19 protein-coding genes are annotated in these 17,171 nt (G+C 62.2%); 6 read left to right on the top strand and 13 right to left on the bottom strand.

What is annotated here, in order from left to right; translation table 11 throughout:
• The first annotated feature begins 208 nt into the window (after window positions 1–208).
• The 3 genes from KF708_22210 to KF708_22200 all read left to right on the top strand — a co-directional run bounded on the left by KF708_22210 (window position 209) and on the right by KF708_22200 (window position 1,929).
• Complete coding sequence (locus tag KF708_22210) at window positions 209–418, top strand: cold shock domain-containing protein (GenBank protein ID MBX3415414.1); 210 nt, start codon at window positions 209–211, stop codon at window positions 416–418.
• Window positions 419–715: 297 nt separating this feature from the next.
• Window positions 716–1,588 (top strand): ABC transporter substrate-binding protein, encoded by an 873-nt coding sequence (locus tag KF708_22205; GenBank protein ID MBX3415413.1) that lies wholly within the window; start codon window positions 716–718, stop codon window positions 1,586–1,588.
• A complete protein-coding gene (locus KF708_22200) occupies window positions 1,585–1,929 on the top strand; it encodes a hypothetical protein (GenBank protein ID MBX3415412.1) in 345 nt (114 codons plus the stop codon). The genes KF708_22205 and KF708_22200 overlap by 4 nt, the downstream gene beginning before the upstream one ends.
• A 205-nt stretch (window positions 1,930–2,134) precedes the next feature.
• Here KF708_22200 and KF708_22195 read toward each other — a convergent pair whose 3' ends face one another.
• Entirely contained in the window at window positions 2,135–3,070 is a 936-nt protein-coding gene (locus KF708_22195) for a DUF4349 domain-containing protein (GenBank protein MBX3415411.1), read from the bottom strand.
• A gap of 145 nt (window positions 3,071–3,215) precedes the next feature.
• Here KF708_22195 and KF708_22190 point away from each other — a divergent pair, with 145 nt between their 5' ends.
• Window positions 3,216–3,473: a hypothetical protein gene (locus KF708_22190; GenBank protein ID MBX3415410.1), complete on the top strand. Its 258-nt coding sequence runs from the start codon at window positions 3,216–3,218 to the stop codon at window positions 3,471–3,473.
• A 37-nt stretch (window positions 3,474–3,510) separates the two neighbouring features.
• Here KF708_22190 and KF708_22185 read toward each other — a convergent pair whose 3' ends face one another.
• The 12 genes from KF708_22185 to KF708_22130 all read right to left on the bottom strand — a co-directional run bounded on the left by KF708_22185 (window position 3,511) and on the right by KF708_22130 (window position 15,645).
• Window positions 3,511–4,089 carry a thioredoxin family protein gene (locus KF708_22185; protein MBX3415409.1) on the bottom strand — a complete coding sequence of 193 codons (579 nt, stop codon included), beginning with the start codon at window positions 4,087–4,089 and terminating at the stop codon, window positions 3,511–3,513.
• A 197-nt stretch (window positions 4,090–4,286) separates the two neighbouring features.
• On the bottom strand, window positions 4,287–5,048 hold the full coding sequence (locus tag KF708_22180) for a thioesterase (protein MBX3415408.1): 762 nt from the start codon (window positions 5,046–5,048) through the stop codon (window positions 4,287–4,289).
• The gene (locus tag KF708_22175) at window positions 5,045–5,815 is read right to left on the bottom strand and encodes a TatD family hydrolase (GenBank protein MBX3415407.1); all 771 of its coding nucleotides are present in this window, start codon (window positions 5,813–5,815) and stop codon (window positions 5,045–5,047) included. The genes KF708_22180 and KF708_22175 overlap by 4 nt, the downstream gene beginning before the upstream one ends.
• A gap of 16 nt (window positions 5,816–5,831) precedes the next feature.
• A complete protein-coding gene (locus KF708_22170) occupies window positions 5,832–6,266 on the bottom strand; it encodes a hypothetical protein (GenBank protein ID MBX3415406.1) in 435 nt (144 codons plus the stop codon).
• A gap of 32 nt (window positions 6,267–6,298) precedes the next feature.
• Window positions 6,299–8,005, bottom strand: coding sequence for an NADH-quinone oxidoreductase subunit N (locus KF708_22165; protein ID MBX3415405.1), 1,707 nt, complete (start codon window positions 8,003–8,005; stop codon window positions 6,299–6,301).
• A gap of 66 nt (window positions 8,006–8,071) precedes the next feature.
• The gene (locus tag KF708_22160) at window positions 8,072–9,850 is read right to left on the bottom strand and encodes an NADH-quinone oxidoreductase subunit M (protein MBX3415404.1); all 1,779 of its coding nucleotides are present in this window, start codon (window positions 9,848–9,850) and stop codon (window positions 8,072–8,074) included.
• Between the two features lie 92 nt (window positions 9,851–9,942).
• The gene (nuoL, locus tag KF708_22155; protein ID MBX3415403.1) at window positions 9,943–12,366 is read right to left on the bottom strand and encodes an NADH-quinone oxidoreductase subunit L; all 2,424 of its coding nucleotides are present in this window, start codon (window positions 12,364–12,366) and stop codon (window positions 9,943–9,945) included.
• Window positions 12,366–12,710: an NADH-quinone oxidoreductase subunit NuoK gene (gene nuoK / locus KF708_22150; protein ID MBX3415402.1), complete on the bottom strand. Its 345-nt coding sequence runs from the start codon at window positions 12,708–12,710 to the stop codon at window positions 12,366–12,368. The genes nuoL and nuoK overlap by 1 nt, the downstream gene beginning before the upstream one ends.
• A gap of 29 nt (window positions 12,711–12,739) precedes the next feature.
• Entirely contained in the window at window positions 12,740–13,363 is a 624-nt protein-coding gene (locus tag KF708_22145; GenBank protein MBX3415401.1) for an NADH-quinone oxidoreductase subunit J, read from the bottom strand.
• Window positions 13,364–13,365: 2 nt separating this feature from the next.
• Window positions 13,366–14,526, bottom strand: coding sequence for an NADH-quinone oxidoreductase subunit H (locus KF708_22140; GenBank protein ID MBX3415400.1), 1,161 nt, complete (start codon window positions 14,524–14,526; stop codon window positions 13,366–13,368).
• A 328-nt stretch (window positions 14,527–14,854) separates the two neighbouring features.
• Complete coding sequence (locus KF708_22135) at window positions 14,855–15,364, bottom strand: GNAT family N-acetyltransferase (GenBank protein ID MBX3415399.1); 510 nt, start codon at window positions 15,362–15,364, stop codon at window positions 14,855–14,857.
• Window positions 15,361–15,645 (bottom strand): DUF1778 domain-containing protein, encoded by a 285-nt coding sequence (locus tag KF708_22130; GenBank protein ID MBX3415398.1) that lies wholly within the window; start codon window positions 15,643–15,645, stop codon window positions 15,361–15,363. Before KF708_22130 ends, KF708_22135 begins: the two co-directional genes overlap by 4 nt.
• A 630-nt stretch (window positions 15,646–16,275) precedes the next feature.
• Between KF708_22130 and KF708_22125 the strand changes: the two genes are divergently transcribed.
• Together KF708_22125 and KF708_22120 are read left to right on the top strand one after the other, a co-directional pair.
• Window positions 16,276–16,944: a hypothetical protein gene (locus KF708_22125; protein ID MBX3415397.1), complete on the top strand. Its 669-nt coding sequence runs from the start codon at window positions 16,276–16,278 to the stop codon at window positions 16,942–16,944.
• A partial coding sequence (locus KF708_22120) for a hypothetical protein (protein ID MBX3415396.1) occupies window positions 16,941–17,171 on the top strand: 231 nt, incomplete at its 3' end. The genes KF708_22125 and KF708_22120, both read left to right, overlap by 4 nt.

Raw genomic sequence — 17,171 nt, 5'->3', positions numbered from 1 at the left:
GACCCGCGTGCCGCGATTTGCTTGATTAGTTGACCGCCTTGCGGCACACTTTAGGCATCCCTGCGCCGCCGTTGACCCGAAGGCGACTCGCGGGAGCCCAACTTTCCGAAGCTGGGCGCCGTGCCGGGCACGATGGCTGCGTAGGCATGAAGAAGCGTGATTTCGGCGAGTCCGCGTGGCTCGCAACCATGTTTTAAGGGTCTTTGCGATGCCAGCGGGCAAGGTGAAGAAAATCGTGTTCGAGAAGGGGTTTGGTTTCGTCCAGCCCGACGGTGGCGGAGACGACGTGTTCTTCCATCATTCGTCACTGCGCGACATTCGGATCGAAGATCTCGGCGTGGGTGACACGGTTACCTACGATGTCGAGCAGGGCAAAGAAGGCAAGGGTCCCCGCGCCGTGAACGTGACGCGCACCTAGCGTCGTCCGGCCGGCGGCCCGGGGCGCCGCATGCGTCTTGGAAGGGACTTCCTCGTGAACACCCCGCGTCTTGCGGGGTGGTCGCTCTCTTTCTTTCGCCTCACGGGGCAGTTTTTTTCTCGAGGACATCGCCCAAGTCGGTTGCCCGGGGGCCTTCTCTTCCGGTTACGGTGTCGGCGGGCGGGTGGTCGTTGACCGCTCGTGGTAAGAGGGCCTATCATCCGTGTCTCGGGCGTGCGCCGTGCCAAACATGCGACTAGCGCCCCCCTCGACCAATCCTTTGGGAGCGATTTCGTGATGAGCGTGACGAAGCAGTTGATTCGCGTCGGCCATAGCCCCGATCCCGATGACGCGTTCATGTTTCATGCCCTGGCGAACGACAAGATCGACACGGGGGACTATGACTTTCGCCACGAACTGGTCGACATCGAAACGCTCAATCGCCGGGCTTTTTCGGGCGAATTGGAGCTGACGGCGGTCAGCTTGCACGCCTATGCCTACCTGACGGATCAGTATGTCCTGTGCCCCTGCGGCGCCAGCATGGGAGACGGCTATGGCCCGATGGTCGTTTCGAAGGGAGATCTCTCGCTCGACGAGTTGCGCGACAGCGACCTGGTGATCGCCGTGCCCGGCACGCTGACGACCGCTTTCCTGGCCTTGCGGATGTGCCTGGGGCGCGACTTTCGCCATGTCGTGGTCCCCTTCGACCAGATCATCGACGCCGTCGAGCAGGGAGAGCACGAAGGATCGAAGGTCGACGCGGGGCTCATCATTCACGAAGGCCAGCTTACCTATGGTGATCGCGGCTTGAAGCTCGTCGTCGATACCGGCAAATGGTGGCTGGCCGAGACCGGCTTGCCCCTGCCGCTGGGGGCCAACGCCGTGCGACGCGATCTTGGTCCGGATGCCATCCGCGACGTCACGCGTCTGCTGAAGGAAAGCATCCGCTACGGTCTCGAGCATCGCGCCGAGGCCTTGGCCTACGCCCTGCAATACGGCCGCGATCTCGATCAGCGGAAAGCGGACGAATTCGTGGGCATGTACGTCAACGACTGGACGCTCGACTTTGGCCCGCGGGGGCGTCAGGCCGTGGCCGAGTTGCTTGCTCGCGGCCATGCCAGCGGCGCCATTCCCAAGCTGGTTGTCCCGGAATTCGTCGAGGCCCCATGAGCCAGCTACCGCGTGACACGCAGGAGACGAACGGCAGTCACGCGGGGCTTCCCGAACCGCCGCAGCCCCCCGCGCCGCGGACGAGCGTCTGGCCACTCATTTTCGCCGGCATTTTTGCCGTGCTCGTCAGTGGCGTGTTGTTCGTGCTGACGCTGGGGGCGTTTGGGCTGTTGCTCATCGCGGCAGGGGGCATCCTCCTCGTCGCCGCCCTGCACTATTTCCTTTGGGGGCGCTGGCTCGGCGAGGCCATTCGCCGCGAAGTGGCCGAGGAAGAAGCCGAAGAGGCTCGCCGCGCTGCCTTGCGACAACGCGACGAAGCCGGGTCAGGGGGCAGTGGTTAGTGGTCAGTGGTCAGTGGTCAGTGGTCAGTGGTTAGTGGTTAGTGGTTAGTGGTTAGTGGTTAGTGGTTAGTGGTTAGTGGTTAGTGGTTAGTGGTTAGTGGTTAGTGGTTAGTGGTTAGTGGTCAGGGGACAGTGGTCAGTGGTCAGGGGACAGGGGACAGGGGTCAGGGGCTGAAGCGATTTACCCGATCATTCGTGCTGCTGCTTAATCCTGCGGACGCTGTGTGGCGGCACGGCTTGCCTCGCGCCGCACGTGGTTCGACTGGCGACGTGCCTTCCAACCATAGACGCCCGGCACAAGCATGACGGCCCCCACCACGCCCCAGGGAAGGAACGAGACCAGGGCGAGGGTGAGGCTCTCCGCGGTCGACTGGATGCCGGCGAGCGAGCCCTCGAAGGCACGCCGCGCGCGAGTGACGAAGCTGGGCGCTTGCGGCGGTTGGTAATCGCGAATCTCGTTGATCGTCAGGTTCACGGTGGTCAGCGACGTCAGATCGGCCAGGACACGCATCCGCCCCTGCATCCGCTCGAGCTCTTCGCGCACGCGCGACAGCTCGCGCTCGATCGCGATGACCTCTTCGAGCTTGCCGGGGCGTTCTTCGAGCAGCTTCAGCAGGCGTTCTTCCTCTTTGGTCTTGTTGCGGATGCGTGCTTCGACGTCGTAATACTCTTCGCTCACGTCCTGCGAATTGGTGCCCGCCCGCACGAGCTCGCCCAGGCCCTTGGTGGCGCCGACGAACTCTTCGAACTTTGCCACGGGAATGCGAATGCGCCAGGTGGCCGAGCGATTCGAGCCCGCCGTGCCCGAGAGGGTCGAATCGGCAATGTATCCGTTGAACTTCTTCACGAGCGCCACCACTTCGTCCGGCAGTCCGCTGAAATCCTCGACAACGAGCTCGACGTCGGCCGAGTAGATGATTTTGCGATTGAAACCGGGGGGTACCGTGGCGGCCCCTTCGGCCGGCACCCCCTTGGCCAACACGGCGGGCTCGAGGGCCGGCGCCGAGGTCGGCGCCGCGCCGCGCGATGCCAACGGGGCCGAAGCGGCCATTTCGAGAAAATCCTGGGCGTTTTCCGCCGTTCCACAGCCCGTGATGAGCAAACACAGGAAACCGATCGGGCGCAGGGGAATGCGCAACATCGAAGTGCCTCTCTTCCAAGAGAAATGAGCGAAGCCAGCGCGGCCCAGAATAGGGCGTCGAGAGTTGGACGACCGTGGCAGGGAGTAAGTTCCACAGCGGAGAGGATTTTTTTCCTGTCCACTACCGGCGTGATATAATCTGCGCATGATGCCGAAACTATCAGCAGAAATCGTCGAGGCACTGCACAAGCAGCCGGGTCAGGCGCTGCGAGTCTCGGACGATCAGGATCGAGAATTCTTTCTGATCGTTCCGGAAAGCGCCATCCCCACGCTCTGGGATGAGTTCTTGCGTCAAGAAATTCAAAAGGGGCAGGCAGCCATCGCACAGGGTGACGTAGCGGAATGGGATATTGAAGCTACGATCGCCGAAGCAGTGCGTCGTGCGGCCTTGCGCAAGCAGTAATGCCGCGTATCCTTCGATCCTCAGTCTCGACGCATCCTTACTTGAAGTAGTCCGGCTCGTTGCCCGGGGTCCACTTGATGTTGCAGCCGATGCTGGGGGTCTGCTTCTCCGGCACCGCCTGACCGGCCAAGAGTGCGTCGAGGGCAGCGCGCAGGTCGGCGCCCGTCACGGGCTTGCCGCTGTCGGGACGGCTGTCGTCCATCTGTCCGCGGTAGGCCAGCTTCTGCTCGCCATCGAAGATGTAGAAGTCGGGCGTACACGCGGCGCGATAGGCCTTGGCCACCTCCTGCGACTCGTCGTACAGGTAAGGAAACGTATAGCCGCGCAGCTTTACCTCTTCGGCCATCTTGGCGGGGGAATCATCGGGATGACTCGCCACGTTGTTCGAGCTGATTCCCACGACCGCCACGCCGCGGGCCTGATATTCCTTGGCCAGCGACGCCAGTCCTTCCGCCACGTGCTTCACGTAGGGACAATGATTGCACATGAAGATCACCAACAGCGCCGGCGCGCTGGCCAGGTCGGCCAGCTTGACCGTCTGGCCGTTCGTGTCGGGCAGACTGAAGTCGGGCGCTTTGGTGCCCAACGGAAGCATGGTGCTGGGGGTGAGTGCCATGAGACGAGTCTCCTCTCGGTTTGCGCGGAGCAGGCAGATCGGTGTGTCTGGATTTTAGCACCACAGGAGCGTGCTGTCAGGCGTAGATCAGTCGTTGAGTGCCGACCGTATTCGTTATCACGCGGAGCCGCGTGAGCCTTTTCTATTCTCTGTCCGGCACGCGCGTGCCGGATCGTGCTTTTCTGCGCGAAAAGCGTTTATCGCACGAAGCGCTCGCAAGCCGCGCGCAGTTGTGCGAGAAATTCTCGTTCGCACGAGTGCAAGAAGAAATGGTCGCCCGGCAGCATGTGGTAGCTGAACTCGTCCTGCGTGTGCTCGCCCCAGGCGGCGATCTGCGGCTCGGGCCAGTCGGGATCCGCCGCTCCGCCGAAGGCCACGATCGGACAGCGCAACCGTTCGGCCGGGCGAAACACGTACGTCTCGCACACGGCGAAATCGGCGCGAATGATCGGGACGAGGCGCGCCATGCGTTCCGCATCGGCGAACATCTCGCGCGAGGTGCCCCCCAGGCGCAGCAGCTCGTCGACCAGCGCGGCTTGCGGGGCCGCGTGCAGGGCCGGCCCCGGATCGGGAAACTCCGGCGCTCCGCGTCCGCCCGTTGCAAGCAGCGCCGGCCGGCAGCCGCGCGCCTCGAGCCAGCGTGCCAGCTCGAAGGCGAGGAGCGTTCCCATGCTGTGACCGAAGATGGCAAACGGGCGATCGACGAGCGGCTCGAGCGCGTGACCGGCCACCTCGACCAGCGAGCCGACGCGAGCCAAAGGCCGCTCGTGGCGCCGATCGGCACGTCCTGGCAGTTGCACGGCGCAGACTTCGAGCGACTCGGGGAGCGCGTTTTGCCAGTGGCGAAAAATGCTCGCCGAACCGGCGGCGTAGGGCAAGCAGAAGAGCCGTGCCGCGGGGGGACTGGTGCGTCGGACGCTGCGCACCCAGGGGGTGCCGTAATGGTTGTCGAGCATCATGGCAGGCGGAAAAGTCGACGGGCGTTCTCGGCCGTTTGCCGCGATAGTTCGTCTACCGAGAGACCTCGCGCCTCAGCCAGACAGCCCGCAGTGTACACCAGGTGCGAGGGCTCGTTGCGTTTGCCGCGCAAGGGATGGGGCGAAAGGTAGGGGCTATCGGTTTCGATCAGCAGACGGTCGGCCGGTACGGTGGCCGCCACGGCGCGCAGGGCGTCGCTCTTCTTGAACGTGACCATGCCGGCGAAACTGATATACAGACCCAGCTCGACGCACTCCGCGGCCGTGTCGCTGGCGCCCGTGAAGGAGTGCATCACGCCGGCAAGCGGGGCCCGCGCGCGTGCCTCGCGCAACATGGCGAGGACGTCCGCGTCGCTTTCGCGCGTGTGGACGATAAAGGGCAAGCCCGACTGCTGCGACAGGCGCAGATGGCGGTCGAAATAGTCTTGCTGCACCTCGAAGGGAGAGTAATCCCAGTAGCGATCGAGCCCCGTCTCGCCCAGGGCCACGACGCGATCGTGTCCCACGAGGGCGACGACCCGCTCCCAGTCGCCCGGCAGCGCGGCGCCGCAATAATTGGGTTGAATGCCCACGGCGGCATAGAGCGCGGGATACTGCCCGGCCAGGGCCACGGTCTGCTCGCTCGACTCGGCGGTGACGCCGACGCAGAGCATCGTGTCGACCCCCGCCGCCACGGCGCGTTCGATGACCGCGGCACGATCCGCGTCGAATTCTTCCTGATCGAGATGGGCGTGGGTATCGATCAGCATCGCGCCGAGGGGTTCGTCACGCGACAGGCTTGGCCGTCAGCTCTTCGAGCGATTCGAGATGGCCGCGCTCGCAACCGAGCACTTCTTCGGCCAGCGCCCAGGCCTCGCGGTCGTGCGAGAGACGGCGCACGCAGGTCTCGATCGTGGCGATATCGCGCTGCGTGGTACGAATCAACTCGCCCAGCAGGAAGTCCATCGAGAGCATGTGCAGATCGGTGTACTCCATGGGAAAGGAGCACGACTGGGGCAGGCCGCCACGCGCGTCGATCAAGTCGGCGATGCGCCCTGACATGTATTCCTGATCGGCGACGATCTGCTCGAGCACCTCCGTCGCGCGATCGTCCCCCGGGCGATGCCAGGGGGAAGTGCCCTCGAGGTAACGCGAGAGCGAGGCACACTCGACTTCGAGCAGGCGGTTCAATACGTCGATCGTCGTGCGTCGGTCGCTCATCGCGGCAGAAAATCTCTCAGGCGCGTTCGGGCTTACAGCAGGTTGGCCGCCGCGGCTCGAGCCCACTCGAAGAGCCCGTTGCTCCACGGACCCAGCAGTAGCACGGGCAGCGTCACGATGACCATGTAGACACCCGCCACACTCGTCAAAGGCAGGCTCACCGGTAGCCGATCTTCCGGCTCCGGGTCGAGCGTCATCGTCTTCACCACCTTCAAGTAATAGAACAGACTGATGACGGTATTCAAGCCTCCGACCAGCAGCAGCATCCACAGATGGGCATCGGCCAGGGCGCCAAAGATGGCGAACTTGGCAACGAAACCGGCCAGCGGGGGCAAACCGATCAGGCTGAACAGAATCGTGCTGAACAGCACCACCACGCCGGGGCACTGCTTGATCAGACCGGCATAATCGGCGATCTCCTCGCTACGCATGGCATTGCGCAGAAAAGCCACGATGGCGAACGCCCCCAGGTTCATGAACAGGTACGTGCCGATGTAGAACGCCACCGACATGACGGCGTATTGAGCGTTCGCCGGCGAGGAGCCCATCAGCACGATCGCCGCCGAGACCGGCAGCATCATGTAGCCCGCATGTGCGATCGTCGAGTAGGCCAACAGCCGCTTGATGTTCGTCTGGCCGTAGGCCGCCAGGTTGCCGAACGTGCAGGTGATGGCGCCGATGAAGCCCACGAGCATGGCCATGAAGCGCCGCACCGGAGCGAGGGCGGCCGTCTTGGCGCCGACGCCGCTTGATGCGACGACCGCCGGCGCTGCGTCACTGGCGCCTTCCTCTTGGAGCGAGACCGTCTGCACGACCGTGGCCTGTGCGGTCATCGCCACCTCGGACGACGGTTCGACGTGGCCGATCCCGATCGCCACTCGCAGCAACAGGGCAATGGCGGCCCCCTTCGAGGCCACCGACAGGAAGGCGTTCACCTCGGCACTGGCTCCCTCGAAGACGTCGGGACACCAGAAGTGGAACGGCACGGCCGAGAGCTTGAAGGCAATGCCGACCATGACCATCAATCCGCCCAGGACCAGCGCCATGTAGCGGTCGGCGCCGCCGCCACTCTCGAGCAGTTCGGCAAAGCGGATCGCCATCGTGGGGAGGTGTACGGTGCCCAGCACGCCCGCCAGCAGGCTGATGCCATAGAGCATGATGCCCGCGGCGCCGGCGCCGTACACGGCGTACTTGATCGCCGCTTCGCTCGCCTGACGACGGCCCTTCAACTGGCCGGCCAAGACGTAGGAAGGCACGCTTGCCATTTCGACCGCCAGGAAGACGATCAGCAGATGATTGGCCGAAGCCATCAGGCACATGCCCACCGTGGCGCCCAGGACGAGCGTATAGAAGTCGACGCCGTCTTCACGGTCGGGAATGCCCGATAGTTGCGTGAAGCAGACGAACAGCACGACGAAGAAGGCCAGGAACGCGCGGAAGTAGATCGTCAGCGCGTCGTAAATCAGCAGGCCGGTGAACAGCTCGGTCGACTGGATCTTGCCGTCTCCACCGAGGTAGTTCCACGGAGCGGCGTAGTAGAGAGCGATCAAGGCGCCGAAGAGCGGAAACCAGTTCACGATCGGCAGCACGAACGGCTCTGCCTTGCGCGGCGTGATGACCCGCGTCAGCAACATGACGATAATCGTGATCGTCAGGGCCAGTTCGGGACGAAACGCCGGCAACGACACTTCGACCGTGTCGTGAACCAGATGCCCGGTGATGTCTGCAAGGCTTGGCACGCGTTACGTTCCTGAAGGCGATACGTTCGATGGGGTGAATTGGAATCAAACGACGACGTTCAAGGGCTACCGAGCGCCGGTCTCGAGGGGCGTCACGACGGCGACTTCGGCCTGTTCGGCCTCTTCCGCTTGTTCCGCCTTGAGACGCGGTTCCTTGACTTCCTTGGTCCACACGGCCAGTTCGTCGACCGTCTGGTTCACGCTGGCGGTCATGTAGTTGAACACGCTCTGCGGATACACACCGAACAGAATCGCAAGGATCACGAGTGGCACGGCGATGCCCAGCTCGCGCGGGGTCACGTCGTGCAGGTGCTCGCCGTGGGGGCCCTTGTATTCGGGACCGAGGTAGACCCGTTGTAATGTCCAGAGGATGTAGCCCGCCGTGAGAATCACGACCGAGGCGCAGATTACGGCCAGCGTGCGGTTGAAGTTCCACACGGAGAGCGTGACGAACACCTCGCCGATGAAGCCGCACAAGCCCGGCAACCCCAAGCCGGCAAAGAAGATCACGAAGGCCAGGCCGCTGTAGACCGGCATGCGGGCGAAGAGCCCGCCGAACTCGTTGAGATTTCTGTGGTGGACGCGGTCGTAGACGACGCCGACCATAAAGAACATGCCGGCCGAGCTGATGCCGTGAGCGATCATCTGGAACATGGCGCCGTTCATTCCCTGCTTCCAGTAATCGGCAAAGAACTCGGTCCCCGCCGTGGCGCTCCACACGCCCAGGCCCAGCACGACGTAGCCCATGTGGCTCACCGAGCTATAGGCCACGAGGCGTTTGAAGTCCTTCTGGGCCATCGCCGCGAAGGCGCCGTAGACCATGCTCAGCACGCCGATGAAGCAGACGAAGTACATCAGGTCGTAGCCACCGTCGGGGCAGATGGGGTAGCAGATGCGGATGATGCCGTAGCCGCCCAGCTTCAAGAGGATGCCGGCCAGCAACATGGAGATCGGCGTGGGCGCCTCGACGTGAGCGTCGGGCAGCCACGTGTGGACCGGTACGCTGGGCACCTTGACCGCAAAGCCGACGAACAGGAGCAGGAAGGCCCACCACTGGATGTTCTGGCCGAAGAGGATCTCTTCGTCGAAGACATTCGTCGTCTGGCCGAGTTGCGAGAGGGCCAGCAAGTTGAACGTGTGAGCCGGTCCCGCATGGTCGCGGATGGCGGCGATCTCGGCCTGCTGTTGCTCGGCTTCGAGACGAGCGCTTACCACGCCGCTACCGACGAGCTGCTCGTCGGTGAGTTGCTTCAGGTCGCTGTTGAAATAGAGCATCAACAGCGCGATGAGCATGAACACGCCGCCCAGCAGCGTGTAGAGGAAGAACTTGATCGCGGCGTATTCGCGGCGCGGGCCGCCCCACACGCCGATGAGGAAGTACATCGGCAGGAGCATGACCTCCCAGAAGACGTAGAACAGGAAGAAGTCGAGCGAGACGAAGACGCCGAGAATGCCCGTCTCGAGCGTGAGAAAGAGCAGGCAGTAGGCTTTGACGTGTTTCGAGATCGGCCAACTGGCCCACATCGACAGCACGAACAGACCGGTGGTGAGGAGCACCAGCGGAAAGCTGATGCCGTCGAGCCCCATCGCGTAGTTGATATTGAACGCCGGGATCCAGGGCAACGAGAAGCTGTTCTGCATCTCGGCGGTGTGCAAGCGGAACTGTTCGGCCGTGCCGTCGACCACCGGATCGCCCGTGCCGGGAATGGCCAGCCACGCGGTGAGCAGAAAGACGACCACGGTCACGGCGAGCGACACCAGCCGCAGCGTGTCGTGGCTTTCCTTGGGAATCACGACCCACATGATGAGGGCGGCCACCAAGGGGAGGAAAACGATCAGGCTCAACAGAGCAGCGGCGGACATAGCACTTGTTTCCGAAAGTTATTGGCTCGGGCGTTCCGGCAGGATCGAACCACGCGGCGACTCGCCGCGTGACGTTAGCCCCCGGCGACGGCAAAGCTCCAAAACATGCTCACCAAGACGAACAACCCCACCGTGCCTACCACGATGAACATCACGTACTGACGCAGCCGGCCGGTCTGGATGCCGCGCAGCGATTGCGCCACCGAATAGGTCCATGCCGCCAGCACGTTCACCAGACCATCGACGACCGTGCGATCGAAGGCATCGTCGAACCGTGCAATGGCCTTCGTCCAATGGGCCGTGCTGTCGATGAAGGCGTCGATCCATTTGCGATCGAAATCAGAGATCAACTTCGAGACGAACATCACCGGCCGCACGAAGATGAAGTCGTACAACTCGTCGAAGTACCACTTGTTCACCAGGAAGCGGTAGATCGGGCTGAACTGCCTGCGGGCATCCTCGGCGTCGAGCCAGTGCATGCCGTAGAAGGCGAGCGCCAGCAGGAAACCGACGATCGCCGCCGAGGTGGCCACGAGGGTCGCCTCGACGTGAATCTCGTGGGCGTGCGACAGATGCTCGGCCGGATAGGCGAGCGAATCCCACAACACGCCGGCGCCGACTTCGCCCGCGGGACGAGCCTGCTCGAGCAAGTTCTGCAGGCTGAGATCCGTAAACGGCAGATCCCAGGCCACGCCCACGGCAAACACGGACAGAATCACCAACGGCACGTACATGATCTTGGGAGATTCATGGGCGTGATCGTAGGCGTGATGGTCGCGGGGCTTGCCGGCGAAGGTCATGAACCACAGCCGGAACATGTAGAACGACGTCAGTGCGGCGCCACCGGCCGCGGCGTAATACAGAATCGCGTGCGTCGAATTCGTCGAGGCGAACGAGAGGTGCTGGGCGAGAATGGCATCCTTCGAGTAGAAGCCGCTAAAGCCGATCACGAAGGGAATGCCCGCCCCGGCAATGGCCAGCACGCCGACGAGCATAGTGTAGGCGGTCCAGGGCATTTTCTTGCGGAGCCCGCCCATCTGCGGCATCTCGTTCGTGTGGACGGCGTGGATCACCGAGCCGGCGCACATGAACAACAAGCTCTTGAAGAACGCATGCGTGAAGAGGTGGTACATGCCGGCGAACCAGCCGCCGCCGCCCAGGGCCAGCATCATGTAGCCCAACTGGCTGACGGTCGAATAGGCGAGCACGCGTTTGATGTCGGTCGCCGTAATGGCAATGGTCGCCGCCAGGAAGAGGGTGATGGCGCCCGTGTAGGCGATGACCAGCAACACCTCGGGGGTGAAGACCGGATAGAACCTGCCCACCAGGTAGACGCCCGCCGCGACCATCGTGGCCGAGTGGACGAGCGCCGAAACGGGCGTGGGACCTTCCATCGCGTCGGGCAACCAGACGTGCAGCGGGAACTGGGCACTCTTGCCCACGCAGCCGCAGAAGATGCCCAACCCGGCGACGATCAGCAGACCGTAGCCGAACTTGTTGTTGCGCCACTCGTTGATCTTCTCGGGCGTGGGGGCCTCGCCCGCGGCGATCTGCTCGACGGCGGCCGACTTGACCATGCCGTCGGGGGTCGTCAGAGCATATTCCGGACCGGGGCGAACGAGACTGAAGATCCCCTGCTGGCCGTCGATATCGCCGAAGTTGAACGTGCCGAGGCTCCCCCAGATGGCCATCAGGCCGATGATCATGCCGAAGTCGCCGACGCGGTTGACGATGAACGCCTTGTTGGCCGCGTTCGAGGCACTCTTGCGCTCGATGTAGAAGCCGATCAGGAAGTAGGAGCAGATGCCCACCAGTTCCCAAAAGACGAACACCATCGCGATGTTGCCAGCGATGACCAGCCCCAGCATGCTGAAGCAGAAGAGCGACAAATACTGGAAGAAGCGATAGAAGCGTCCCTTGCGGTGCAGGTGATGCCCGTTGGAGAGGGTCACTTCGTGGTCGGTGATGTCGTGCAGTTCATCGTGCATGTACCCCATGGCATAGAAGTGGATGCACGAGGCAATCAGCGTGACCATCGCGAACATACAGACGGTCAGCGCATCGATGTGGTAGCCGATATCGATGCGAAGCGAATCGAAGATGCCCAGGGGATACCAGACGCCGGCGATGTACTTGGGCGGGACGGGGGCATGGGCCGCATGCGCGTCGTGGCCGTGCTCGTCTGCTGCATGAGCGTTGGCCGCGTGCTCATCCGCCGCATGCGTGTCGTGACCTTCCGCCGCGTGCGCGTCTTCTTCGTCGTGCGCCACTGCGGCAGGGGCGCCCTCGGGCAGGGGACCGACTTCGCTCAGCCAGAGGCCCAACGAGGTGAGCGAAAGCAGGAACGAAGTCAGGATCGCGCCGGTGGCGACATAGCCCGCCAGCACGCCCGCTTTTCCCATGCGGGAACCGAAGAGCACGATAAGCGTGAAGGAGACCAGCGGCACGAGCCAGGCCAGTCCCAACAGCGTCGGCAGTGTTGAAGCGAGATGGTCCATCAGCCCTTGAGCTCATCGGCCCGGTCGAGATCGACCGTGGCGTGGTTGTTGTACAGATTCAGCACGATGGCCAGCGCCACCGCGGCCTCGGCGGCAGCCAGCACGATGACAAACAGCGCGATCAACTGGCCGTCGAGCCCCAGCGAGAATTGCGAGTCGGCCCGCAAGGTGGGATTGCTGAAGGCCACGAAGTTCACATTCGCGCCATTCAGCACCAATTCGATGCCCATCAAGACCCCCAGGGCGTTGCGTTTGGTGGCCATGCATACGGCGCCGCAAACGAACAGCACCGCGCCGACGATGAGGAGCGGTGTCACGCCGAGGGGTGCGGTTAGTAGATTCATGATCGATCGCCTGGATTGCAATGCGTCTGTCAGACCGCGTCGGCACGCTTCTTGGTGCGGGCGAGATATGCCGCTCCGACCAACACGACCAGCAGGTGCAGCGACACGATTTCAAACGGCAGCAGATAGCCCGACATGCCTTCGCGGACGGTGGGATTGCTTTGCTCGAGCTGATCGACGCGGGCACCGAGCATGCCCATGCCCAACCGCGTCGCGGTATGCGTGATTTCATTTTGCGTGGCCGCGACGGCCGCCACCTGCTCGGCATCGCCCGGGGCGGGTATGGCGGGGCCCTGCCACGCGTCGACACTGATGGCCGTCTGCACGAGGACCGCCAGCAGCGAACCACCGACGATGACCGCCAGGATCCACTCGCCAGAGCGTGTCTTCATGGTGATGAACGGGCCCTGGGCCGTGAGCATCACGCCGAAGACCAGTAGCACGAGCGTGCCACCGACGTAGATCATCAACTGCATGGCGCCCACGAAATCGGCGCCTGCCAGAAAGAACAGTCCCGCCGTCGCGCCCAGCGAAAGAATCAGGTAAAAGGCCATTCGCACGATGTTCTGCGAAATGACCACCGCCACGGCGAAGAAGCAGGCGACCGCCGAGAACAGCAGAAAGAAGAACGATTGCCAGTTGATCGGATCCACGTTCACTCTCCCTCGACGGCAGCCGCGGCTGCACTGGCACGATGGTCGACCAACTGCTCGCTGGCGGGCGCCACGCTGGCGGCTTCCGCGGGAGCAGGCTCGGCCGCGGGTTGCTCGTTGGCCACGGGGGCCAACGGCGGATAGGTTTCCTCGCGCACCAAGGCGTAGGGGGTCGAACGCAGCACCAAGCCGCCGGGCAAAAGGAGGGTCCAGACCGTCGCCCCCAGGAACATCACCGCGGCGATCGGCGTGCAGTATTTGAGGCACGTCTTCATCACCTGGTCGATGCGCAAGCGAGGCACCGTCCAGCGAACCCAGATCATGATCGTGACGCCGACCACCGCCTTGCCGACGAAATTGACCAGGCCCAGGAAATTGCCGATCCAGCCGACGAACGCCCCATTCTCATAGGTGAGACCGAGCCAGGTGGTGATCGGAATCGGGCCGTTCCAGCCGCCGAAGAACAAGATCGCGGCCAGCGCGCTGACCGTGAACATCGAGCCGTACTCGGCCATGAAGAACGACAGCCAACGGAAGCCGGAGTATTCGGTGTGGAAACCGGCGACGAGCTCGCTCTCGGCCTCGGCCAGGTCGAAGGGGGCGCGATTCACGCTGGCCGTGGCACAGGTGAAGTAGACCCAGAATGTGATGAACGTGAAGGGATCGTGGAAGATGAACCAGTTGGTGAACAGGCCGGCTTGCATCTGGCCGATCGCCACCAGGTCCATCGTGCCCGCGATGAGCACCGGCACGACGATGCACATGCCGAGGGGGACTTCGTAGCTCACGACCTGTGCCGCCTCGCGCATGCCGCCGAAGAGGGACCATTTCGAGGCCGAGGCATAGCCGGCCAGAATCACGCCGAAGACCTCGATCCCCATCACCGCGATGATGAAAAACACCGCCACGTTCAAGTGCTGCGGCACCCAGCCATAGCTGAACGGCAGCGCGAGAAGCGCGGCATACGAGGCGGTCAGGCTGATATAGGGAGCGGTCAAGAAGAGCAGGCGATCGGCCTCGGCCGGCCGCAGGTCTTCTTTCGTGATGAGCTTTAAACCGTCGGCCAGCAACTGCAGCCAGCCGAACTTGCCGCCGCAGCGAGTGGGACCGAGGCGGTCCTGAATGCGGGCACTGACCTTGCGCTCCATCCACACGAAGACCATCGCCCCCACAAAGGGGACGGCCAGCAGCAGGGCGCACTGAATCAACCCTGTGGCCAGGTAACCAAGCCACGAGGGGAGGCCGATCGTCTCAATGAAGAACTGGGCCACGTTGGGTTCGTCCTAAACCGGGCGGTCCTGTGCGTGGTAGGCACGGAACAGGGAGTCTGGCAAGCTTGCGTACGGTCTGCCTAGCTAGCAGATGCCACGCCAGCGTCCCGCAAGATCGTGAAATATTGCACAAGCCACTACCTAAGTACAAGCCCCCGCCGAGCTTTTTCTGACCGATGTTGGTGGCGATTGACAATCGTTTCCGACCGACATCCGTCCGTTATGGCAATCTCAAGAGCGCGCGGATCGTGCGCGTAGAAATGTACAGATGACGAGGGGCGTCCGTAAGCGGCTTGAAGCCATATTTCAGGTAGAATTTGCGCGCGGCATCGTCGATCGTGTCGACCTCAACGGCCCGGATGCCGATTTCATCTGCCAATGGCCCCACTCGGCGCAGGGCATGGATTAAGAGATACCCCCCCAATCCTTGCCCACGCACGCATTGATCGACTGCCAGGGGGCCAATCAGCGCCACCGGTACGTCGAGTCGCGACACCCCTTTAGATTCATCCGCGGGAAGCGACTCATGCGAAACATGATGGCTCGAGAGCGCGTAGTAGCCCAAAACGGATGAATCGCCTGGCCTTACCGCTACGAAGGTGCGAGCAAGGTCCTTGCGGTCGAACTGACTGGCTCGGAGTTTGAGCCAATCATCCAGCATCGCGTGGCCGCAACTGAAAGCTGCGCGGTCGTGGTCGGATCTCAATCGCTCGATCCGCCATTGCGTCATTCTTCTTCGACTTCGCGACGATACTGCTTCGCGGCCTCTTTGAGGGCACGATTCGGCTTTGCGGACTTGTCATCCAGGATGGCCATGAACGCTTCGCGATCGCGATCGGAAAGCACCGTAACTTCTCGCGATTGAATGACTCGGTGGGCTGTCTGCACCAAGGTCGAAATCGCAAAGTCGCTGACGGTCTGACCAAGCTCGGCAGCGGCCTCTTCGATGATTCTCTTGAGTTCCGCCGGCAATCGGAAATTAAGCCGCGCATCATGATTAGACGTACTCATCTCGAGATCCTCACGACTTAGGGCCAAGCCCGTACGGCAATTGTACGTCAATTTGCCACACATTTTTCAGGTGCGTTCGAGGGTTCAGGTCGCATTCTTTCGGGCTTCCTTGGCTCAAAACGCAAATATGAATCTGCAACTTTCAATTTAACTGTATACTTTCAATATAACTTGCAAGTGCCAATTATTGGTTGGAACCCCATGGCTAGACGCATGCTACCCACGATTCCTGGTTTCTTCGAACTCGAGCGGGCAAAAGTGGACCTAGTGAGCAATGACCGGCGATTGGCCCTCAAAGTCGAAAATGAATTATCGAGCGGTCGGGCCTTCTACTTTGCCCTACTGCAAACGGCGCTCTACCTAAACAAACATCCAACCCTTGAGCGAGCCTGCCTGATACTGATTCGACCGCAATTGTCCGAGGCGAGACTCCGCAAGGAATGGAAGGAACTCACCGAAGTCCTAGGTCCGCAGGTCACCGATCGAATGCGGTTGCTTGTTGTTGGGACAGAACGAAGTTGGTGCCTACCGTCAGATCCCCAAATCCAAGCGCTGTCCATTTCACTTGACTCGAGCAAGGCGGAAGAACGCCACTCGGGTCTCCGTTCCTTTCGTAGTAGACGCCCAGGAATGAAAGACTACGAAGTATGGAAGGTGATGCTGAACAGGTGGCTCCTCAAACAAGGGCCAATCGCAATCGGAGAACTCGCCGCGAACGTCGGCTGCAGCTACCCAACGGTACGCCAAGCGCTGGCAAGACCTGCACTTCGCAAACGTCTGAACTATCGATCAAACCGCTCGGCCGAGCTTACGGCATTTCCACACGATGCCTGGGATGAAATCTGTGTCTTGGGGCAATCAGCGCGACTTGCGTATCGCTTCCAAGACGCTTCGGGAGATCTCACGTCGCCCCTGCAATTGATGCAGCGTTTGGAAAAGCTTCGACCAGGTGGCGCGGCGGTCGGTGGAGTGCTGGCAGCACGCTATTGGGATCCAGATTTGGACCTACACGGAACTCCACGCCTGGATGTCGTATTGCACGCTCCAGCGGCCAGGGTCGACTTGGGATTCGTGATGCGTCTCGATCCTGCACTCGAATTGATCGAGGATACTTCCCAATCAGCGCTGCTGGTCGTGCAGCCACTTTTTCGAGCCAAGTCGTTGTTCGCCGACAATCCATCTGGCCAACTACCATTTGCCGATCCGGTCGAAACAGCTCTCGGTCTCCTCGACCTGGAACTAGTGGCTCAGGCCAATCACCTTTTGACGGCGCTCCGCCCGGAAGCTCGGCTAATATGAATCGACTTGACCCGGAAACGCTCTTTCAGCGTCTTGCAACCGATCTACCACCGACGCTGAGGAAACACCTGTTCGTCACCGGGAGCCTGGCCGCGGCTTACCACTTCCGAGACCAACTGATTGGCCGCGCGGTCAATACGAAAGATGCCGACCTCGTCGTACACCCTGCGGGGGACACGGAATCATGCTGCCGAATTGCCCAGCAACTGCTGCAATTAGGATGGCGT

Source organism: Pirellulales bacterium (assembly GCA_019636335.1).
Lineage (GTDB): Bacteria > Planctomycetota > Planctomycetia > Pirellulales > JAEUIK01 > JAHBXR01.
This window is presented reverse-complemented; position numbering and strand designations above follow the sequence as displayed.